The sequence below is a fragment of the Brachybacterium sp. genome, from assembly GCF_036379615.1.
GTDB lineage: Bacteria > Actinomycetota > Actinomycetes > Actinomycetales > Dermabacteraceae > Brachybacterium.
The window spans coordinates 1-20,547 of sequence record NZ_DASVGJ010000065.1; the positions used below are offsets into that span (position 1 = coordinate 1).

General features: G+C 71.7%; 20 protein-coding genes. 7 read left to right on the forward strand and 13 right to left on the reverse strand.

Annotated elements, in window-relative coordinates; all coding sequences use genetic code 11:
• Window positions 1–275 precede the first annotated feature (275 nt).
• Window positions 276–653 carry a hypothetical protein gene (locus VF289_RS13650; RefSeq protein ID WP_330884448.1) on the forward strand — a complete coding sequence of 126 codons (378 nt, stop codon included), beginning with the start codon at window positions 276–278 and terminating at the stop codon, window positions 651–653.
• Window positions 634–1,026, forward strand: coding sequence for a MerR family transcriptional regulator (locus tag VF289_RS13655; RefSeq protein WP_330884449.1), 393 nt, complete (start codon window positions 634–636; stop codon window positions 1,024–1,026). The genes VF289_RS13650 and VF289_RS13655 overlap by 20 nt, the downstream gene beginning before the upstream one ends.
• A gap of 58 nt (window positions 1,027–1,084) precedes the next feature.
• Here VF289_RS13655 and VF289_RS13660 read toward each other — a convergent pair whose 3' ends face one another.
• From VF289_RS13660 to uppS, 3 genes are all read right to left on the reverse strand, one after another.
• Complete coding sequence (locus tag VF289_RS13660; protein WP_330884450.1) at window positions 1,085–1,885, reverse strand: hypothetical protein; 801 nt, start codon at window positions 1,883–1,885, stop codon at window positions 1,085–1,087.
• Window positions 1,886–2,319: 434 nt separating this feature from the next.
• A complete protein-coding gene (locus VF289_RS13665) occupies window positions 2,320–3,630 on the reverse strand; it encodes a PhoH family protein (RefSeq protein ID WP_330884488.1) in 1,311 nt (436 codons plus the stop codon).
• A 434-nt stretch (window positions 3,631–4,064) separates the two neighbouring features.
• A complete protein-coding gene (uppS, locus tag VF289_RS13670) occupies window positions 4,065–4,823 on the reverse strand; it encodes a polyprenyl diphosphate synthase (protein WP_330884451.1) in 759 nt (252 codons plus the stop codon).
• A gap of 218 nt (window positions 4,824–5,041) precedes the next feature.
• Here uppS and trhA point away from each other — a divergent pair, with 218 nt between their 5' ends.
• The gene (gene trhA / locus VF289_RS13675; RefSeq protein WP_330884452.1) at window positions 5,042–5,971 is read left to right on the forward strand and encodes a PAQR family membrane homeostasis protein TrhA; all 930 of its coding nucleotides are present in this window, start codon (window positions 5,042–5,044) and stop codon (window positions 5,969–5,971) included.
• 45 nt (window positions 5,972–6,016) lie between these two features.
• On the opposite strand, the gene VF289_RS13680 is transcribed toward trhA, so the two are convergent.
• Both VF289_RS13680 and mca read right to left on the reverse strand, forming a co-directional pair.
• Window positions 6,017–6,409: a hypothetical protein gene (locus VF289_RS13680; RefSeq protein WP_330884453.1), complete on the reverse strand. Its 393-nt coding sequence runs from the start codon at window positions 6,407–6,409 to the stop codon at window positions 6,017–6,019.
• Complete coding sequence (gene mca, locus VF289_RS13685) at window positions 6,406–7,317, reverse strand: mycothiol conjugate amidase Mca (protein WP_330884454.1); 912 nt, start codon at window positions 7,315–7,317, stop codon at window positions 6,406–6,408. Before mca ends, VF289_RS13680 begins: the two co-directional genes overlap by 4 nt.
• Window positions 7,318–7,646: 329 nt before the next feature.
• Between mca and VF289_RS13690 the strand changes: the two genes are divergently transcribed.
• Both VF289_RS13690 and greA read left to right on the forward strand, forming a co-directional pair.
• The gene (locus VF289_RS13690; RefSeq protein ID WP_330884455.1) at window positions 7,647–8,039 is read left to right on the forward strand and encodes a DUF4307 domain-containing protein; all 393 of its coding nucleotides are present in this window, start codon (window positions 7,647–7,649) and stop codon (window positions 8,037–8,039) included.
• A gap of 313 nt (window positions 8,040–8,352) precedes the next feature.
• Entirely contained in the window at window positions 8,353–8,844 is a 492-nt protein-coding gene (gene greA / locus VF289_RS13695; protein ID WP_330884456.1) for a transcription elongation factor GreA, read from the forward strand.
• Window positions 8,845–8,968: 124 nt separating this feature from the next.
• On the opposite strand, the gene VF289_RS13700 is transcribed toward greA, so the two are convergent.
• Window positions 8,969–10,369 carry an AI-2E family transporter gene (locus VF289_RS13700; protein ID WP_330884457.1) on the reverse strand — a complete coding sequence of 467 codons (1,401 nt, stop codon included), beginning with the start codon at window positions 10,367–10,369 and terminating at the stop codon, window positions 8,969–8,971.
• Between the two features lie 154 nt (window positions 10,370–10,523).
• Between VF289_RS13700 and VF289_RS13705 the strand changes: the two genes are divergently transcribed.
• Both VF289_RS13705 and VF289_RS13710 read left to right on the forward strand, forming a co-directional pair.
• Window positions 10,524–11,471: an ABC transporter ATP-binding protein gene (locus VF289_RS13705; RefSeq protein ID WP_330884458.1), complete on the forward strand. Its 948-nt coding sequence runs from the start codon at window positions 10,524–10,526 to the stop codon at window positions 11,469–11,471.
• Window positions 11,456–13,168, forward strand: a complete 1,713-nt coding sequence (locus VF289_RS13710; protein ID WP_330884459.1) for a hypothetical protein — start codon at window positions 11,456–11,458, stop codon at window positions 13,166–13,168. Before VF289_RS13705 ends, VF289_RS13710 begins: the two co-directional genes overlap by 16 nt.
• 71 nt (window positions 13,169–13,239) lie before the next feature.
• Here the strand turns inward: VF289_RS13710 and VF289_RS13715 are convergent, their stop codons facing one another.
• The 7 genes from VF289_RS13715 to glmS are packed head-to-tail and all read right to left on the reverse strand — an operon-like array spanning window position 13,240 to window position 20,375.
• Complete coding sequence (locus tag VF289_RS13715; protein WP_330884460.1) at window positions 13,240–13,836, reverse strand: GNAT family N-acetyltransferase; 597 nt, start codon at window positions 13,834–13,836, stop codon at window positions 13,240–13,242.
• 1 nt (window position 13,837) lies between these two features.
• The gene (tsaB, locus tag VF289_RS13720) at window positions 13,838–14,542 is read right to left on the reverse strand and encodes a tRNA (adenosine(37)-N6)-threonylcarbamoyltransferase complex dimerization subunit type 1 TsaB (RefSeq protein ID WP_330884461.1); all 705 of its coding nucleotides are present in this window, start codon (window positions 14,540–14,542) and stop codon (window positions 13,838–13,840) included.
• A complete protein-coding gene (tsaE, locus tag VF289_RS13725) occupies window positions 14,542–15,120 on the reverse strand; it encodes a tRNA (adenosine(37)-N6)-threonylcarbamoyltransferase complex ATPase subunit type 1 TsaE (protein ID WP_330884462.1) in 579 nt (192 codons plus the stop codon). Before tsaE ends, tsaB begins: the two co-directional genes overlap by 1 nt.
• Window positions 15,117–16,289, reverse strand: coding sequence for an alanine racemase (gene alr, locus VF289_RS13730; RefSeq protein WP_330884463.1), 1,173 nt, complete (start codon window positions 16,287–16,289; stop codon window positions 15,117–15,119). Before alr ends, tsaE begins: the two co-directional genes overlap by 4 nt.
• A 13-nt stretch (window positions 16,290–16,302) precedes the next feature.
• Window positions 16,303–17,907 carry an NAD(P)H-hydrate dehydratase gene (locus VF289_RS13735; protein WP_330884464.1) on the reverse strand — a complete coding sequence of 535 codons (1,605 nt, stop codon included), beginning with the start codon at window positions 17,905–17,907 and terminating at the stop codon, window positions 16,303–16,305.
• Entirely contained in the window at window positions 17,904–18,449 is a 546-nt protein-coding gene (locus tag VF289_RS13740; RefSeq protein ID WP_330884465.1) for a holo-ACP synthase, read from the reverse strand. The genes VF289_RS13735 and VF289_RS13740 overlap by 4 nt, the downstream gene beginning before the upstream one ends.
• Window positions 18,450–18,506: 57 nt before the next feature.
• Complete coding sequence (glmS, locus tag VF289_RS13745) at window positions 18,507–20,375, reverse strand: glutamine--fructose-6-phosphate transaminase (isomerizing) (RefSeq protein ID WP_330884466.1); 1,869 nt, start codon at window positions 20,373–20,375, stop codon at window positions 18,507–18,509.
• Window positions 20,376–20,547: the final 172 nt, after the last annotated feature.

The following is a 20,547-nucleotide window of genomic DNA, read 5'->3' on the forward strand; positions in this document are numbered from 1 at the left end:
ACCCACCACGTGGTGGGTCGCCCCTCGCGCGTGCCGGGAAGGCCAGTGCCGGGCTGGGCACGGCCCGACACGAGCGCACCGGACCAGGCCGCACCGCACCGCACCGCACCGCACCGCGAGGATGCATCTACTGGCGCTCAGCCAGCATGCGTCGCCGTATACGGGGGCGAGTGCTGGCTGAGCGCCATCGGATGCAGCGGTGCCTCGCGGCGCCATCGGATGCAGCGGTGCCTCGCGCTTGACCTGGAGTGCACTCCATGGTCTTGGCTCGGACCATGTGGATCCTGCTGCTCATCCCCTCCCTGCTCCTGGCCCTCCCCCAGCTGCTCGCCCTCGTCGCCTTCGCCCAGGCAACGCCGTCCACAGGGGTGGACGCGGCGGCGCTGGGCGTGCCGCTGCTCGCCTACATCGCGGCGGCGCTGCTGAGCCTCGGCGCCGTGGGCCTGACCGCCGTCCCGGCCCGGGTCACCGAGCCCGGCCCTCCGGGGCCCCTTCTCGCCCTCGCGGCGCTGTCCGGAGTGTTGATCTGCGCGGCTCCACTGCTATGGGGCTCGACCACCGGCGAGTTCCACCTCAGCCACCATCTGGTGCGGGCGGCGATCGTGGCGGGCTGCCTCGTGCTGTGCTCGTTCTATGTCATTGCCCATCGGTGAGGTCTCCCGCCTGAGCGGGCTGAGCCCGGATACCCTGCGCTTCTACGAACGCGAGAAGCTCCTTCCCGTCCCCGATCGCACAGGCGGCGTCGCGCGGCGCTACGACCCCGCCGTGCTCGATCAGCTCCGGGTGATCTCCACTCTGCGGCGTCTAGGATTCGGGCTCAAGCAGGTCAGGGACCTGCTCGCCGCCAAGAGCTCGACCCGTTCGGTGAGGGCGCGAATCGGTGCGGCCCACTCGAGCATCGATCGGCTCGAGGGTCTGCTGGACGAGAAGGAGCGGGCACAGCAGCAGGCTCGCGACCTGTTCGGCGAATGGCGAGCCGAGCTGGATTCCGGCGAGCCGTGGCCGGATGACCCACTCCCCTGTTGACGCCTTCCGCCCACCTCCCCACCGGTCCCGCGACTACTGCCACCACTCCCGGAGCCACTCACGTACGCGGCCGGTCGAGATGCTCCCCGCGACGGAGGATCGCGAGCAGCATTGTCTGCGTCTCCTTCCATCGCAGGAAAACCTGTTCCCACGACAGCCGCGTGACCCGGTACCCGCGCGATGCCAGGTAGAGGTCCCGCGCCCGGTCCGCGTCGTAGCTGAGCGGATCGTCGTGAAACTCGCGGCTGTCGCATTCGATCACCCAGCTCCTGCCCACCAGCAGATCCATCCGGCGTCTGCGGTCAGGGAACAGGACCTGCGGGCGCACGGGGAAGTGCCGGGACTCCATCCACCACCGCACGATGGTCTCCGTCCCGGACTCCGCGTCCGCGCGGATCCGGGAGAGCGGACGACGGATCCGCTGCGGGAGCGAGGCGAGGATCTGCTCCGCACCCCGTCGCGTGAGCAGCCTCCGCTGGAGGCCGGATTCGAAGAGCACGGCCGCCTTCTCCACGGGCAGGCAATGTGCGGCATGGGTGAGGACGAGGGCGAGATCGGGGACCGGGTCATGGCCGGGCCAGGCGCGCAGCGCGGGAGCGTGCAGGACGAGCTCCGCCTCCTCCGACAGCGTGATGACCTCTCCGGCTTTGCGCCGGACGGGGTGGGTGCGGGCGTCCTCCAGCTCCGCATCGACGCGCAGCACCCGCGGCCGGAAGACGTGGGCGCCGGTGTGCGGCGGCGTCCACACTCCATGCAGCGACGCGCCGTCCAGGCAGGTGGGCCGCACGCCGAACAGGAGCATCTGCACGATCCCCGGCGGGGCTGCCGTCGTGAGATACCACGGCTGCTCGCTGCTCATCGAGCCGTTCTTCAGTCGGCGGCGTACCGCGGCCTGGGACACCCCGTCCGCGCGCAGACGTGACCGGTGCCGAACCCCCTGGATCTCCATACCGGTGAGGCAACCACGGCTGCCGTCGCAGGGTCGGTGCGGCCCTGATCCTGTGGACCGCCGAGCGCTGTGGAGGAACGATGGTGGGGGCAGACCGAGCGCGGCCTGCTGCACCCAGTGGCGCTCAGCCAGCACACGACCCCGTATACGGCTCCCGCATGCTGGCACAGCGCCACTGGATGCCTGAGCAACCCCGACCCGGGTCTGCCCCCACCCCACCCCGGCCCGCACAGCACCGCACCGCACCAGCGCCCCACCGCGCCGGCCCCGGGCTCCGCCCGCCGGGTCGGCCCTGGCCCCGCCAGCACCAGCACCAGCACCCGCTCCCCGACGCGCCCGGCGGATCAGGGGATCGGCTCGTCCAGCACGTGGGTGACCAGCTCGGCGACCTTCGAACGCTCGGAGCGCTGCAGGGTGACGTGGGCGAACAGCTCCTTCTCCTTGAGCGCTTCCACCACGGAGGCGATCCCGTCATAGCGGCCGATGCGAAGGTTGTCGCGCTGGGCGACGTCGTGGGTGAGCACCACTCGGGAGTTCTGTCCGATCCGCGAGAGCATCGTCAGCAGCACGTTGCGCTCGAGCGACTGCGCCTCGTCGACGATCACGAAGGCGTCATGCAGGGAGCGGCCGCGGATGTGGGTCAGCGGCAGCACCTCGAGCATGCCGCGGGAGGCGACCTCGTCGATCACGTTCTGGGAGACCATCGAGCCCAGCGTGTCGAAGACGGCCTGGCCCCAGGGCCCCATCTTCTCGCCCTGGTCGCCGGGGAGGTAGCCGAGCTCCTGGCCGCCCACGGCGAACAGGGGCCGGAACACCATGATCTTGCGCTGGGTGCGACGCTCGAGCACCGCCTCGAGGCCCGCGCACAGAGCCAGAGCGCTCTTTCCGGTGCCGGCGCGCCCGCCGAGGGAGACGATCCCGATGGACTCGTCCTGCAGCAGATCGATCGCCACCCGCTGCTCGGCGGAACGGCCTGCGACGCCGAAGACGGTCTGATCGCCCTGGACCAGCGTCACCTCCTTGCCACGGGTGACGCGCCCCAGCGCGGAGCCGCGCGGGCTGGTGATCGTGAGCCCGGTGTGCACGGGGTGGTGGGCGATCTCGGGGATCTGGACGGTCTGACCGTCGTAGAGGTCGCTCATCGTCTGTTCGTCGACCGCAGTGGTGACCATGCCGGTGTAGCCGCGATCGCGGGCGAGCTCGGCCCGGTACTCCTCGGCGTGGATGCCGGAGGCGGAGGCCTTGATCCGCATCGGCAGATCCTTGGACACCAGCACCACGTTCTTGCCCTCGAGCTGGAGGTTCTTCGCGACGGCGAGGATCCGGGTGTCGTTGTCGCCGAGCCGGAAGCCGTCCGGGAGGGAGGCGGTGCTCATGTGGTTCAGCTCGACGTGCACGTGCCCGCCGTCCTTGCCGATCGGCAGCGGCTTGGACAGGTTCCCGTGCTGTTCGCGCAGGTCGTCGAGGATCCGCAGGGCCTGGCGGGCGAAGTACCCCAGGTCCGGGTGGTGTCGCTTGGCCTCGAGCTCGGTGATGACCACGATCGGCAGCACGATGTCGTGCTCGGCGAAGCGGTGCAGGGACAACGGGTCCGAGAGCAGCACCGAGGTGTCCAGCACGTAGGTGATCACACCGGTCTCCACCTCGGCGAGCATCTGCTGCGCAGCGCCGGGGAGGAGCGAGGGCACCACGGGAGCGCCGTCGGGGTTCGCGGCCTCGATCACCGCCGTCCCGGAGCGGGTGCCGAACGATGCCGTGCCGTCGGTGGCGGGCATCGTCTCGCGTGCAGTGGTGGTCTCTTCCATGGGAGCCTCCCGAGATCGAGCGGATGCCTGGACCCTAGCCGCGTCGGCACCAGCCGCCGGGTGCGTCCCGCAGGGTGCGGGGACGAGTTCACCCGATCGTCATCGGGAGTTCTGCGGCTCTCCCGATGACTCCAGTGTGCCACCGGTCACAGGGCTCGTCGGGGAGGCCGCCGGGAGTGTTCGACCGACCGACGGGAGATCGCTCCCGGCTCGGGATCACCGGATCGACGACGCCCGCTCAGGCCCGGGGACCCGACCGCTCGGACCCCGAGACCTCTCCGCCCTCAGGCCCCGAAGCGGCGCTCGCGTCGGCAGAAGTCGCGCAGGGCCCGCAGCAGGTCGATGCGGCGGAAGCCGGGCCAGTAGGTCTCGCAGAACCAGTACTCGGAGTGCACGGACTGCCACAGCAGGAAGCCGGAGAGCCTCTGCTCGCCGGAGGTGCGGATGATGAGGTCGGGATCGGGCTGGCCGCGCGTGTAGAGGTGCTCGGCGATGGAGTCGACGCTGATCGCCTCGGCGATGCCGTCCGCATCCTTGCCCTGGGCGGAGAGGTCGCGCACCAGCTCCCGCACGGCGTCGACGATCTCCTCGCGCCCGCCGTACCCGATGGCGACGTTGACGGTGAGGGGGGACTCGGGCGTGGCCCGCTCCTGCATGCGGGCGATCTCGGCACGCATCTCCGCGGGCAGCGCCTCCGCATTGCCCGTGACCCGCACGCAGAAGCCCGCCTCGAGGAACTGACCGATCGTGGTGCCGATGATCTCGTAGAGGACGGTGAGCTCCTCCGGCGGGCGGCGCAGGTTGTCGGTGGAGAGCATCCACACGGTCACCAGCGGGATGTCCAGGCCTTCGCACCAGGAGAGGAACTCGAGGATCTTCGCGGCCCCGGCACGATGCCCGTGCTCGGTGCTCTCGCCCGCTTCCTTCGCCCAGCGTCGGTTGCCGTCCACGATCACGCCCAGATGCTGAGGGAGCGAGAAGGCCTCGAGCTCCTTGGCGAGCCGACGCTCGTAGACGCGGTAGAGGAGACCGTCGTCGTCCATCGCAGCCTCCCTCTGATCGTGCCGGTCACGGCGGTTCCCACCGCGACTCCGCCCCCGACGCCCGCCGTTCGGGCACTGGTGCGCCGCAGACCTCGCGGACGCGCACGATCCATTATCGATGACGCCCTCACCCGGGCCGGACGATCGGCGCAAATCGACACCGGATGGTCACAGGCCGCTCACCGCAAAGCTACGCATCCGTAGGTTACGGTTGCCCCATGGACAACGGACCCCGACGGGACGGCGAGCGCCCCTCCGCCGCGCACCGGCCTGATGATGCCTCGCGCCACGGCGCCGCACCGATGCACCAGGACAGCTCTGCGCGCGAGGACGCCGAGGCCGTCGCCGACAGCGGCGGCACCGAGCTGCCGGCCGACCAGACGCGGTCCGCCGACGGGGCGCTGCTGGCCGACGAGATGCTGCCCGCCGACGAGGAGCTGCCCACTGCGGCGACGCATCCCTTCGCCCCGCGCACCCTCACCCGCACGATGGCCCGACGGGCGCTGCAGCTCGGGCTCGAGCTGCCCAAGCCGCGTCTGCGCGGCGTGCTGCACCTGATCGCCTTCCCCACCTCCCTGGTGGTGGGGCTGCTGCTGGTCGCCGTCGGAGAGACCCTCCCGGTCCGGCTGGCCTGCGCGGTGTTCGTGCTCACCGCCGGGCTGCTCTTCGGGGTCAGCGCCGTCTACCACCGGGGCACCTGGACCCCACGGCGCGCGATCATGCTGCGCCGCTTCGATCACTCGAACATCTTCCTGATCATCGCCGGCACCTACACCCCGCTCGCCATCACGCTGCTGGAGACGCGCCAGGCCGCCACCCTGCTCGCGATCGCCTGGGGCGGGGCGCTGATCGGAGTGTGCTTCCGCCTGTTCTGGACCGGTGCCCCGCGCTGGATCTACGTGCCCGCGTACATCGCGCTGGGCTGGGTGGCGGTCTTCTACATGCCCGAGATGCAGGCCGGTGGCGGGTGGGCCGTGGTCTGGCTGCTGATCATCGGTGGCCTCGCATACACGGCGGGCGCTGTCATGTACGCGCTGAAGCGGCCGAATCCCTCACCGGCATGGTTCGGCTTCCACGAGATCTTCCACGCGGGCACGCTGATCGGCTTCGGCTGCCACTTCGCCGCGGTCGCCGTCGCAGTGCTCTGACGCCTCCCCGGAGCCCGGCGGGACCCGGCGGGCACCGCCCCTCTGTCAGCGGGCGTCGTCGGTCGGCGGGGTGCTCGGGCCGTCGGCCTCCGCGTCACCCGGCTCGCTCGAGGGGTCGGATCCCCCGCCGTCGGCCTGCTCCTGCTCGACAGGCTGCCGCTCGTCCTGCACCCCAGGGTCACGCACCTGCTCCCCGCGGTCATGCTCTGCGCGCTCCTCGGCCTCGATCCGCTGCTGGACGCGCTCCTGGGCCTGGACCCGGCGGGTGCGGCGCGTCATGTCGACCGCCAGCAGCACCACCAGCACGGCGAGCACGAACATCGCGAAGAACCCGGGCAGGCCCGGGGAGACGGTGACGGAGTTGAACTCCTGGCCGTCCGAGGGGCTCGGGGCGGCCAGCAGAGCCCCGGCGGAGAGCACGAGCCCGCCACCGCTCATGGGCGGGCCTCGACGGGCTGCTGGCGCAGGCCCGCGAACAGGTCGTCCTCGGGGAGCTTCACCCCGATGCGGGAGATGTGCAGCTCGTAGTCCTCGGTGCCCCAGGCCGCGATCTCGGCCTCATGGGAGATGCGGAAGAAGGGACCCTCGGGATCGACCTGAGTGGCGTGCGCGCGCAGCGCATCGTCTCGGATCTGGAGGAACTCGCGGACGTCGATGCGTGTGGTGAGCACCCGGTCCCGGCTCTCGTCGTAGTGCTGGAGCATCTGGTCGAGCATCTCGTTCGGCGTGCCCTCCTCCCGCAGATGTCGGCTGACCGCCGAGAATCGCTGACGGTGGAAGCCGTTGATGTAGTACAGCTTCGCGACCGCCCACGGCTCACCGAGCTCGGGAGCGAAGTCGGGATCGGCGGCGAGGTCGAAGGCCGCCAGGCTCACCCGGTTGGTCTGGATGTGGTCCGGATGGGGGTACCCGCCGTTCTCGTCGTACGTGGTCATCACGTGCGGGCGCAGGCGACGGACCGCTTCGACGAGCGGTCGGGCGGCCTCCTCGATCGGGAGGGTCGCGAAGCTGCCGGCCGGCAGCGGGGGCAGCGGGTCGCCCTCGGGCAGGCCCGAGTCGACGAAGCCGAGCCATTCGTGATCCACGCCCAGGATCTCCTGGGCACGAGCCATCTCCTGCCGACGGATCGAGGGCAGCGCCTCGCGCGTCACGCTCGGGTCATCGCGCAGCCGCGGGTTCAGCACGTCCCCGCGCTCACCGCCGGTGCAGGTGATGACCGTGACCTGGACGCCCTCCCGCGCATAGCGTGCGGTCGACCCGGCACCCTTGGACGATTCGTCATCCGGGTGCGCATGGACGGCCACCATCCGCAGGGGTTCATCGGGGGTGGGCAGCTGGACGGTCACGGGACTCCTCGGAGACGACGGGAGAAGGGCTGGCTCCCTCTGGGCCGATCGGGCCTGTCGGGAACGGTCCAGAGCGGTCGAGACCGGTCGGGACCTGCCGGGATCGGCGCGCCCGTCGCGTACAGGACCGACCACGGCGCACCACCGAACGATCCTACGCCACCTGCTCGCGCCCGCCCCTGAGAGATCCGTGAGGACACCCCCGAGAAGGTCGACGGAGCGCCGAGACCCCGCCTGGGCACCGCGCGGAGCGCCGACGTGATCGGAGCCTCGTGACGTGGCCCCACTCTCAGGGGAAGCTCCCGGCCCAGGTCTGGGAGACTGGGCGCATGAACGCTGCCACGGATCGACGCGCGGACCGCTACGGGGGACCGATGGTCGGGCGTCGGACGGCGCGGACTCTCCTCGCCCTGGCCGCGGTGGTGTTCCTCGCGGTGGTGGCGTACGTCGGCCTCCAGAGCGCAGACACTCCCGTGCGCGCGGAGATGCTCTCCTACGACCACGTCGCGGAGGACGTGATCGCCGTCGACTTCTCGGTGACGATGGATCCCGGCTCCGAGGCGGTCTGCCAGGTGCAGGCGCTGAACGCGGGGCGGGCCCAGGTGGGCTTCGTCGACGTCGACATCCCGGCGCAGGAGTCCCGCATCAGCGCGCATCACGTCGAGATCTCCACCCAGGGCGAGGCGGTCTCGGCGGAGGTCGTCAGCTGCTCCGTGCTCTGAGCCTCACCCCTGCCCCCATCCCCTGCCCCGCCTCCGACCGTCACCGCCGGCCCTCGCCGCCGGTCCACCGGGGATCGCCCTCGCAGCGCCTCCACCAGCCCCTCTGTACGGACGCGGCACCGATTACTCGGTAGGCGAAATCAAGTCCTGAATACCCGGGAAAGGGTTCTGCGCCGTGTAAGGTACTGCGGAACCGGCGACACGCCGGTCATCATCACCCGCACACGGGGCGCATGAGGACATGTGCCCCGTGATTTGCGTATCGGAGCCCTGTGCTCCCCTGCGCACAACTGAGGACGACAGGAGTGAACCCATGAGCAGCCAGCCGAATGGCGCCTGGCTCACCCAGGACGCATACGACCGCCTGGCCAAGGAGCTCGCGGAGCTCGAGGGCCCCGGACGCACCGAGATCTCCGAGCGCATCGCCGCGGCTCGCGACGAAGGCGACCTCAAGGAGAACGGCGGATATCACGCCGCCCGTGAGGAGCAGGGCAAGATGGAGGCTCGCATCTCGGACCTCCAGCGGCTGCTCAAAAATGCCGTGGTCGGCGAGGCTCCGAAGGACGACGGCGTCGTCGAGCCGGGCATGGTCGTGGAGATCACGATGGCCGGCAAGGAGCGCACCTTCCTGCTGGGCAACCGCGAGATCGCCGACGGCGACGACTCCCTCGAGGTGTACTCCTCGGAGTCGCCGCTGGGCAGCTCGATCCACGGCTCGAAGGTGGGCGACACGGTCGACTACACGGCTCCGAACGGGAAGTCGTTCCCGATCGAGATCCTCAAGGCCACGCCCTACAAGGCCTGACCCCTCGACCCTCGCGCAGGGTCCCGCCCACCATGGGCACTTCGCACGACATCGCACGATGAGAAGGGCCCCACCCTGGCTGCCGCCGGGGTGGGGCCCTTCTCGATGCGGGTCGCGACGCGACTCAGGCGTCGCCCTCGCGCGCGGCGCCCTCCTCACGGGAAGCGTCGCCCTCGTGCGCGGCGCCCTCCTCACGGGGAGCGTCGTCGCCGTCGGTGCGGGGCGCAGCAGGTTCGGCAGCGGGCTCCTCGGCCGCGGCCGGGGCGACCGCGACGGCCGTCCCCCCGCCGACGGCGGCCGTCGACTGCAGCCCGGAGCGCTTTCCTGCCGTCTCCTGCGTCCGCGCCCCGGAACCGTCCTGCACGGGCTCCGGTCGAGGACGGGTCAGCGCCGCGAAGTGCTCGGCACTCGTCCGGTCGTTGCCCAGCTCAGGGCTCGGATCACGACCCACCACGTACAGCAGCGTCGCGTTGACGAAGGCCAGCACCGGGATGGCGAACAGCGCACCCGCGATCCCGGCGACCATCGCACCGGTGGCGACGCCGAGGAACACCGCCAGCGGGTGCAGCTCGACGGCCTTGCCCATCAGGAACGGCTGGAGCACATTGCCCTCGATCTGCTGCACGGCCAGCACGATCGCGAGCATGATCAGTGCTCCGATCCAGTTGTTCAGCACCAGCACCAGCAGCACGGCGATCGCACCCGAGGCGATCGCACCGACCAGCGGGACGAAGGAGAACAGGAACACGAGCAGCCAGATCGGCACCGCGTAGGAGCCGAGGCCCAGCGCCATCATGCCGATCGCGATGCCCGTCGCGTCCACGGCGGCCACCAGGATCTGGGTGCGCATGTAGGCCGACAGCGCCTTCCACCCGCGGCGGAACGCCTCATGGGTGGGCACCCTCGCCGCCGGCGGCAGCAGGCCCACCACCCAGCGCCAGATCCCGGCCCCGCCCGAGAGCAGGAAGAACAGGGTGAACAGGGCCACCAGGATGCCAGTGGCGACGTTGCCGAGCACCGCCGCGGTGCTCAACGCGCCGCTGACCAGCTCGCCGGAGTACTGCTGGAGCTGGGTGAGTCCCTCGTCGATGGCCGAGTTGATCATCGGGTCGTCGATCTGGAAGGTCGAGGTCGCCCACCCCACCAGGCCCTGGAACCCGGTGACGGCCTTCTCCTGGATGTCCGCGAACTGCGCGACCAGCTGCCTGCCCGCCAGGGTGAACATCCCGGCGATGACCAGCAGCAGGCCCAGCAGTGCGACGCCGCTCGCCGCTCCTCGGCCCAGGAAGGTGTAGCGCGTCAGCACCTTGACCACCGGGGTCAGCAGCGCGGCGATCAGGATCGCGATCACCACCGGGATGACGATGGTGGTGATCTGCATCAGGCCCCACAGGACCAGTGCCGCGGCTGCCACGACGATGATCAGACGCCAGGACCACGATGCCGCCCGGCGCACACCGATCGGGATCTCCTCCACCTCGGGCGCGAGGCTCTGTGCCCGAGGAGTGGGACGCAGCTGGGACATGGGGCTCCTTCCGTGAGCCGGGTGCGGCTCACGCGCATCCTAGTCGCGTGATGCTGGTGGAACCGCATGCCGGCGGTCGGGGCCGACGAAGGTCGGCCCCCGTCCCACCGAGTGGAGGGCCCTGGACCGACTGCTCGCGCACTACCGTGATCCCATGCACAGCGTCGACCCGCGTCCCTCCCCGGATCTCACGAGCTCCGCCTCCTCCCCCGCCCCTGATGTCCCCGCTGGCGGCTCCGCAGCAGCAGCCGGCTCGGGCGCTGCACCCGCCACCAGCCCCGCCGCTGCAGGCGCCGCCCACGTCGACCCCGCCGCCGCACCGGTCTCCGCCGACGCCGCGACCCCCGAGCACACCGCCCTATCGATCCGTGGGCTGCGCAAGTCCTTCGACAAGACAGAAGTGGTCCACGGGATCTCCCTGGACGTCCCGCGCGGCTCCTTCTACGGGATCGTCGGCCCCAACGGCGCCGGCAAGACCACCACCCCGTCGATGGCGACCGGGCTGCTGCGCCCCGACGGCGGCACCGCCCACGTGCTCGGTCACGACATGTGGGTCGCTCCGCAGCAGGCCAAGGCCCGCCTCGGCGTGCTCGCGGACGGTCTGCGGACCTTCGACCGCCTCACCGGGCGCGAGCTGCTCACCTATGTCGGCCTGGTGCGCGGCATGGAGCCCGCCATGGTCGAGGAGCGCATGGGGTCCCTGCTCGCGGCCCTGGACCTGGCCGGTGAGGACGGCAAGCTGGTGGTGGACTACTCCGCCGGCATGACCAAGAAGATCCTGCTCGCGAGCGCGCTCCTGCACGCCCCGCGGGTGCTGGTGCTGGACGAGCCGCTGGAGGCTGTCGACCCCGTCTCCGCCCAGGTGATCCGCAAGATCCTCACCGCCTATGTGGACGGCGGCGGCACCGTGGTCCTCTCCAGCCACGTGATGGAGCTGGTCGAGGGGCTGTGCAGCCACGTCGCGATCATCGCCGACGGCACCCTGCGGGCCGACGGCACCCTGGACGAGGTCCGTCAGGGCGGCAGCCTGGTGCAGACCTTCATCGACCTGGTCGGCGGCGCCGACGTCGCGGAGGGGAGCCTGTCGTGGTTGGAGTCCTGAGCAGCGAGCAGGCCGCGACCGCCTCTGCGCGCGACGTCCGCCACGGCGAGATCTCTCCCAAGGCGCTGCTGCGCCTGCAGCTGGGCCTGAAGTGGACGCTGTGGAAGCGGTCCTACCGCAAGAACATCGGCAAGCTGATCGGCACCATCATCGGGGTGCTGTATGCCCTCGGCGGCCTGGTGGGGCTGGTGTTCCTGTTCCTGGGCACCACTCTGTGGGCCGGGGAGGGCTCGACCTTCCCGCTGATCGTGCGCGGCCTCGGCGCGGTGACCGTGCTGGCCTGGTTCCTCATCCCGGTGCTCGCCTTCGGGCTCGACGACACCCTGGACCCCCGCGCCTTCGCGCTGTTCCCCCGCAGCGCGAAGGAGCTGCAGCCGGGCATGTTCGCCGCAGCGGCGCTGAGCCTGCCGAGCCTGCTCACCCTGGCCGCCATCGCGATCGCGACCGGTTTCGAGCTGCTGTGGCTGGTGCTGTTCGGTCAGGGTGCACTGTGGATCGTGCTCGGGGCACTCGCTCTGATCCCCGCGAACCTCGCCGCCTTCGGCCTGTGCCTGCTGCTGCCGCGCGCCTGGTTCGCGCACTCGGCCGCCCGCGCCTCCTCCCGCAGCGGTCGGGAGGTCGGCGGGATCTTCGGCTTCCTGCTGATCTTCGTGGTGATCTATGCGTTCTCGCTCGGGGCGCAGAGCATCGACGACCTCGACATGTCGCTGCTGCGCGAGTGGCTGCCTCGCATCGTCGAGGCTCTGGCCTGGACCCCGGTGGGGGCGCTGTTCGCGGTGCCGATGGACCTCGCCGAAGGGCGGGTGCTGACCGCTGTGCTGCGCGTCCTGATCGGGACCGCCACCATCGCGCTGGTGTGGAGGTGGTGGCGCCGCTCGATCGACCTCTCCCTCACCTCCGCGCTGACCGGCGACACCTCCTCGGGAGATGCGAAGGTCTCGCCGCTGGTGCCGCGGTTCGTGCGACCCGGCCCGCTGGGGGCAGTGATCGGCAAGTCGCTGCGCTACTGGCGGCGCGACACCCGCTATCTCGCGGCGCTGGGGATCTACCCCGTGATCATCGTGTTCTTCGCGGCGATGGGGCTGATGCTCCCGGAGTCGCGCGGGATGATGATGGGGATGGCGATCTTCATGTGCGGCATGACCGGGATCAGCACCGCGAACGAGATCGGCTTCGACGGTCCGTCGGGCTGGGTCAACATCGTCACCGGTCTCCCGGCGCGGGCGAACCTGCTGGGCCGCATCGCCGCCCAGGCGCTGCTCATGGTGCCGGGCGTGATCGTGGCGATGGTGGGCCTGCCGCTGCTGTACGGGATGTCCTGGCTGATCCCGATGGCGGTGATGGGCGCTCTGGGCGCGATGATCTGCGGCTGGGGCCTGTCGATGGTGGTCAGCGTGCTGCTGCCGTACCCGAGCTCCGCCCCGGGCACCAACCCGATGAAGGACAAGTCCGCCTCGAGCTCGAACGCGATGATCGCGATGACCGTGGCGATGGTGGGGATCTTCGTGCCGCTGCTTCCCGCGATCGGCGTGGGCGTCTGGGGCGCGATCGTGGGCAGCCTCGCACTGACCGCCCTCGCAGGGGTGCTCGCGCTGGTCGCCGGCGCCGTGATGTTCCTGGTGGGGATGCGGATCGCCGCGGTGCGCCTGGACGCCCGCTATCCGGACGTCTTCCAGAAGGTCCGCGACCACGTCTGAGGGGCCTTCGCCCGCGGCTCGACGGCCACACATCGTCGACCGGCGGAACGCCGCGCCGTCAGGTCGCGCCGTCAGGCCGTCGGTCCGTCGTCCTCCTGGAGCACTCGCTGCATCACCAGCGCGTCGATGCGTCGGCCGCGGATCCGGTAATAGCCGCGGCGGCGATCGATCTCCCGGTACCCGGCGGTCGTGTAGAAGGCGCGCGCCCTGGCGTTGTCCTCCCGCACCTCGAGCAGCAGGCGCTCCGCTCCCCCGTCGCGCGCGCGGTCCTCGCACCAGGCGAGCAGTGCCCGGCCGATGCCAGCACCCTCGCGACGGGTGCCGATGGTGTGCAGGTCGGCGACGTCCCCGGCGAGCATGATCCCGGCGTATCCGAGCAGTGCGCCGCCCGCCCCCTCGCGCTGGACGGCGACCACGTAGCGGCGATCGGGGTGCTCGATCTCCGCCGCGAGCTGGAACACGTTCCAGGCCTCGTCGGGGAACAGCTCGAGCTCGGCGAAGGCGATCTCCTCGACGTCCTCGAGGGTCGCCGGGCGCAGCCCCCAGCGCCCGGGCGCCGCGGCCGACGACCCCTCGGGCTCCGACGGGCAGGCGGTCTCTCCGGGGCCTGCGGGCTCCGAGGCGCCGCCGGGCGTTGCGGGGCCGCCGGGCTCTGCGGGGCCGCCCATCTCAGCGTCCCAGGGCGCTCTTGCGCGCAGTGGGCTTGGCGGCGTCGGGCTCGCGCAGATACATCGGCTCGGTGCTGGAGAGATCCTCCCCGCGGGCGTTCAGAGCGGCCGCGGCGAGCAGCAGGTGGCCCGCGTCGACGTGGACCAGGTCCGCGGTCGCGGGCAGCAGCTCGGGATAGATCCCGGTGCCCGAGCCGACGAGCAGGTCGCAGGCGGTCAGCTCGGCGGCGACCTCGGCGGGTGCGTCCACAGCGGGCTCCGAGATCCGCGTGACCTCACCGCCCGTCTCGCGCCGGTAGCGGGCGTGGTAGACCTCCCGGCGACGGGCATCGAGGGCGACGCCGACGGTGACGGCTCGTGCGGTGACGGGTCCGGCCGTGGCGAGCGCCTGGTGGGCGAGGGCGTCCAGCGAGCTCAGTCCGTGCAGGGGCACATCGAGGACGGCGGCGATCGACCGGGCGGAGACCAGTCCCACCCGCAGCCCGGTGAACGGTCCGGGACCTCGGCCGACCACGACTCCGGTGAGCTCGCTGCGCTGCACGCCCGCGGCCTGCAGCGTCTCGTCGATCAGCGTGAGCAGCACCTCGTCGTGGTGCCGGGAGCGCTCATCGGAGCGGACCTCCAGGATCTCGGGGACGGGCCCGGTCAGCGCTCCGCGGGCGACCGCGACGCTGACGGCTCCGGAGGTGTCGATTCCCAGCAGCATCAGCGGCTCTCCTCAGCAGGTGGTTCCTCACGGGTGGGCGCCGGGCCGGTGACCGCGCCGTCCGGGCCGGTGACGGCGGCGAGCGCTGTCTCGAGGTGGTCGATCGCGGCCTCGTCCCAGCGGGGGCCGCTCGGGATCAGGTGCAGGGTGCGCGGCTCACCGGGGTCCTCGGGGTCCTCGACCCGGTCGGGACGGTCCAGCACCACCAGCAGCACGGACTCGGCCAGGTGCTCGACCCGGTCGCGTCCCCACTCCACGACGGTGACGGCGAGGTCCAGATCGGCCTCGAGGTCGAGGTCGTCGATCTCGCCCTCGCCGCCGAGACGGTAGGCGTCGACGTGCACGAGGTCCGGACCCTCGCCGAGGTTCGGGTGGACTCGCTCGATGACGAAGGTCGGGGAGGCGATCGGGCCGCGCACCCCGAGCCCTGCCCCGAGTCCCTGGGTGAAGGTGGTCTTGCCGGCGCCGAGGGGGCCATCGAGCACCAGCAGGTCCCCGGCGCGGAGCACACCGGCGAGCGCCCGGGCGACGGTGCGCGTGCCCTCGGCGTCGCGGGTGCGCACCGGCAGGCCGCTCATGAGCGGACCTCGCGGCTGACCCGTCCGGAGACGGACGTGAGGATCTCGTAGGGGATGGTGTCCGCGGCCGCCGCCCAGTCATCGGCCGTCGGAGCGCTGGGCTCGTTGGGCGCTCCCCCGGCATCACCGAAGACGAACACCCGGTCCCCGGCGCGGGCATCGGAGTCCGGGCCCAGGTCGATGACGATCTGATCCATGCTGATGCGCCCCACCTGCGGGGCGCGGCGGTCACCGGAGTCGGTGCGGACCACCAGGGTGACCTGGTCGCTGCCCACCCGGTGGAGTCCGTCGGCGTATCCGATCGGCACCAGACCGAGCCGGGTGGGGCGGTCGGTGCTGCGGATCCGGCCGTAGCCGATGCTGTGCCCCTCCCCCACGTCCTTGACCAGGGCGAGGCGGCTGGTGAGGGTCATCGCCGGGCGCAGCGGCACGGGGGTCGGGACGGGCGGGTAGCCGTACAGCGCGATCCCCACGCGCACCAGGTCGCGGTGGAGATCGGGGCGGGTGAGGGTCGCGGCGGAGTTCGCGAGGTGCTGAAGCGGGATCGGCCCGACCTCCTCCTCCAGCGCCGCGCAGGCCGAGTCGAACAGCTCCGCCTGCTGGTCCGTGGCGGGGGCCGATGGATCATCGGCCGTGGTCAAGTGGGTCCAGGCCCCGGCGACCTGGATGAAGTCGTCCTCCCGCATGGCGGCGCCGAGCTCGCGGATCTGCCAGGGCAGCACACCGTTGCGGCCCATGCCGGTGTCGATCTTCAGGTGCACGCGGGCGCGACGGTCCGCCTCGCGGGCGGCCTCGCTGACCAGGGCGAGCATCTCCGGGGAGCCGACGGAGACGTCCACCCCGGAGGACAGCACCTCCGGCAGCACGATCTTCGCGGTGTGCGGTTCGAACAGCCAGGTGAGGATCTGCGCGTCGAAGCCGGCCCGGGCGAGCGCCAGCGCGCTCGCGGGATGGGCGACGCCGAGCCAGGTGGCGCCGCCCTCGATCGCGGCGCGGGCGGCGGTGAGCATGCCGTGCCCGTAGCCGTCTGCCTTGACCACGGCCATCAGCGCGGTGTGCTCCTCCAGCAGGGTGCCCATGGCGCGGGTGTTCTCGGTGATCGCCGACGGGTCGATCACCGCGCGGTTGGGCACGTGCCGAGGGTCCTCGGCAGGGATCGGGATGGTCATCGGGCTCCTCGGTTCACGTCTGGGCGCCCGCCAGGATAGTCCCGATCGTCCCGGGCAGGTGCGCGGCGACGTCCAGGGCGAGCAGCGGGTGGAGGCCGTCGCCGGAGGCGCGCCGACCCGCACGGCCGTGGAGGATCGCAGCGAGCGCCGCGGCGTCGGGGCCCGACAGCCCGGCGGCCAGCAGGGCGCCGAGCACGCCGGCGAGGACATCTCCGGTGCCTGCGGTGGCCAGCTGCGAGGTCGCATCGTCCTGCGCGCGCAGCGGCCCGCCGTCGCCGGGGGCGATCAGGGTGACGGCGCCCTTCAGCAGCACTGTCGCCCCGGTGGCGCGGGCGATCTCCCGGGCGAGCAGAGGTCCGGGCCGGTCGGGGTCGAGCGAGAGGAGCTGCGCGAGACGCTCGGCCTCCCCGCGGTGCGGGGTGAGGACCACGTCCGCTCCGAAGCGATCTGCGGCGGTGAGCGCGGCCAGTGCGCCGGCGTCCAGGACTCCGCGGGTGAGGGTCCCGCTGTCCTTCCGCAGCCGATCCACCCCGGCACGGGCGCGGGGATCGTCGGCCGGCAGTCCCGGACCGACGACCAGCGCGTCGGTGCGGCCGACGGCGGCGAGGTCGATGCAGCCGGGGCCGCCGTCCGCCCGCTCGATGCGGTGCCCGACGACCTCGGGCCGCTCCCGCAGCACCAGGTCCAGCACAGCGTGCGGGGCGAGACAGCGGACCATCCCGGCACCGGTGCGGGCCGCCCCGGAGACGGCGAGGACTGCGGCGCCGGGATACTGCTCGCTGCCGGCGGCGAGCGCGACCACGCCGCGGCTGTACTTGGTGGCGTCCCGGCCGGGGTGGGGGAACAGCTGCCGGACGTCGGCGTCCTCGAGCCGGAGCACGGTCGGGGCGGCGTGCAGGTGCGGGGCCAGGCCGATGTCGACGAGGTGGACCGTGCCGCTGCGCTCGGCACCGCCGGGCAGCAGCAGCCCCGCCTTGACCGCGCCGAAGGTCACCGTCTCGTTCGCGACCAGTGCGTCAGGAGCGGCCTCACCGGTGGTGGCGTCCACAAAGCTCGGCGTGTCCACGGCGATCACCGCGGATCCGCTGCCGCGCACCACTGCCAGCAGCGGGCCGAGAGCTGCGGGAACCTCGGGACGACCGCCGAGGCCGACCATCGCATCGAGCACCAGAGCGGTGCCGGCGAGCAGCTCCTCGAGCATGCCGGGGGCGGTGTCCGCGAGCGCGGTGATCGTGCCTCCCGCCGCGCGGAGGGCGGCGGCGCCCTCCTCGTGCAGAGCGGTGGCGGTGGCGATCGCCCGGGCATCGACGCCCTCGCGGCGCAGGAGCGCCGCAGCGTGCAGACCGTCGCCACCGTTCGCGCCGCTGCCGGCGAGCACCAGCACCCGGGCCGGGGCGGAGCCTGCGGAGCTGGACGCTGCGGAGGTGCGACCTGCTGAGTCAGGGCCAGCGGGGGCGGGACCCGAGGCAGCAGGTCCGGTCCCCTGCTCCTCGACGCGCAGCCGCGCGAGGACGTGATCCGCCAGAGCCCGCGCCGCACGGTCCATCAGCGGCTCCCCCGCGGCGAGCAGCGGCGACTCGCCGTCGCGGACGGCCTGGGCGGAGTAGGCGCGGATCATGGGGCCGGGGCCTCAGGCGGGGCCGGGGCCTCAGGCGGTGCCGGGGCGTCCGCCCCGTGCCCGGCGGCGGGGCGTGCGTCGGCCGGACTTCCCTCGCTCGCGCGGTCCCCGCGCTCGGCGATGACGATCGCGGTGGCGACATCCCCGTCGTGCGAGAGGGACAGGTGCAGATGCGCGACCCCGTGCTCCTCGGCGGCGTGCAGGGTGGCGCCGCGCAGGCGCAGGTAGGGGCGGCGCACCGAGGTCCGTTCCACGGTGACGTCCTGCCAGGAGAAGTCTCCGGGGGCGCCGAGGGCCTTGCCCACGGCTTCCTTCGCGGCGACCCGGGCGGCACGGGAGGCGGCGGAGAGGCCGCGCTCGGTGGGGGTGAGCAGGCGGTCGAGCAGGGCCGGGGTCCTCTCCAGCATCGCGGTCAGTCGCGCGATCTCCACCACGTCGATGCCGACGCCCACCACAGTGCCGTCGTCCCGCGGCGCGAACGCCCGGCCCCCGAAGTTCTCGTCGGGGCCGGGCGTCGGCGCGGTGGTCGGGAAGATGCTCACCTTGGCAGTATCACATCTTCGGCGAGACCTGCGGGAAGCGTCGACACACAGGGTCGCTCACTCGACGGTGACGGACTTGGCGAGGTTGCGCGGCTGGTCGACGTCCAGGCCCTTCGCGGTCGCCAGCTCGCAGGAGAAGATCTGCAGCGGGATCACGGTGAGCAGCGCCGCGAAGAGGGTGCGGGTGGCGGGCACCCGGATCACCTCGTCCGCATACGGCAGCACGGCGTCGTCCCCCTCCTCGGCGATCACCAGGGTGCGGGCGCCGCGGGCGCGCACCTCCTGGATGTTGGAGACCACCTTGGAGTGCAGCGAGTGGCGGCCGTTCGGGGACGGGACGATGACGAACACCGGCTGCCCTTCCTCGACCAGGGCGATCGGGCCGTGCTTGAGCTCGCCGGCGGCGAAGCCCTCGGCGTGGATGTAGGCGATCTCCTTGAGCTTGAGCGCGCCCTCCATCGCCGTCGGGTAGCCGACGTGGCGCCCCAGGAACAGCACGGAGGAGACGTCCTTCATGTCCTGGGCGAGCTTCTCCACCTGGGAGGAGGCGTCCAGCACCTGTTGGATCTGGTCCGGGATCTGCTCGAGATCGGTCATCAGGGCGGCGATCTCGTCGGGGTAGAGATTCCCGCGGGTCTGGGCGAGGAACAGTCCCAGCAGGTAGCAGGCGGTGATCTGGCCCAGGTACGCCTTGGTGGAGGCGACCGCGATCTCGGGGCCCACGTGCAGGTACAGCGCCGCATCGGACTCGCGCGGGATGGTGGAGCCGCGGGTGTTGCAGATCGCGATGACCTTCGCGCCCTGCTCGCGGGCGTGGCGCACCGCCATCAGGGTGTCCATGGTCTCGCCGGACTGGGAGATCGCGACGACCAGGGTCTTCTCGGTGACGACCGGGTCGCGGTAGCGGAACTCGTGAGCGAGCTCCACCTCGGTGGGGATCCGGCACCAGTGCTCGATCGCATACTTCGCGACCTCGCCGGCGTTGGCGGCGGTGCCGCAGGCGACCACGACGATCTTGTCGATGCTTCGCAGCACGGAGGGGTCGATGTCCATCTCGTCCAGCTGCAGCGCGCCGTTCTCGAGGCGGCCGCGCAGAGTGTCGGCGACGGCGCTGGCCTGCTCGTGGATCTCCTTGGCCATGAAGGAGTCGTAGCCGCCCTTCTGTGCGGCGGCGGCATCCCATTCGATGGTGTAGCGCTTGGCGTCGGTGATCTCGGTGCCCTCGAAGTCGATGATCCGCACCTCGTCGGCGGTGACCGTGACGACCTGGTCCTGCCCGATCTCGAGGGCCTCCTTGGTGGAGTCCACGAAGGCGGCGACGTCGGAGCCGAGGAAGTTCTCGCCCTCGCCGAGGCCCACGACCAGCGGCGAGTTGCGGCGTGCGGCGACCACGGTGTCCGGGGCGTCCTGGTGCACGGCCAGCAGGGTGAAGGCGCCCTCGAGGGAGGCGGCGGCGCGGCGCATCGCCTCGGTGAGGTCACCGGTCTGCTCCATCTCGCGGGCGACCAGATGGGCTGCGGCCTCGGAGTCGGTCTCGGAGGTGAAGGAGAAGCCATCGGCCTCGAGCTCGGCGCGGAGGTTCGCGAAGTTCTCGATGATGCCGTTGTGCACCACGGCGAGCTCGCCCTGGCGTCCGCCGAGGTGGGGGTGGGCGTTGAGGTCGTTGGGGGCGCCGTGGGTGGCCCAGCGGGTGTGGGCGATGGAGACCTGGCCGGTGGTCTCCTGGGAGCCCTCGAGCGCCTCGCGCAGGTTCGCGAGCTTGCCGGCCCGCTTGGTGATCTGCACCCCGCCGTCATCGATCACGGCGACTCCCGCGGAGTCATAGCCGCGGTACTCGAGGCGGGCGAGGCCCTGAAGGGCGACGTCCACGGGACGGGAGGAGAGCTTCTGGGCCTTGGGGCCTGCATATCCGACGATTCCACACATGGGGACCACGCTAATGATCTGCGCGTCGCGGGGAAGCCACGAGGCCCCATCGCCGCGAGTCCTTGCTCACGATCGGAGGAGCCTGCGCGCAGCCCTGGCCGGGGCCCCGCGCGAGTGATCAGAAATGAGCACGGCACACTGCGCGGTGCTGCGCGCTTGGGGGCATGGATCG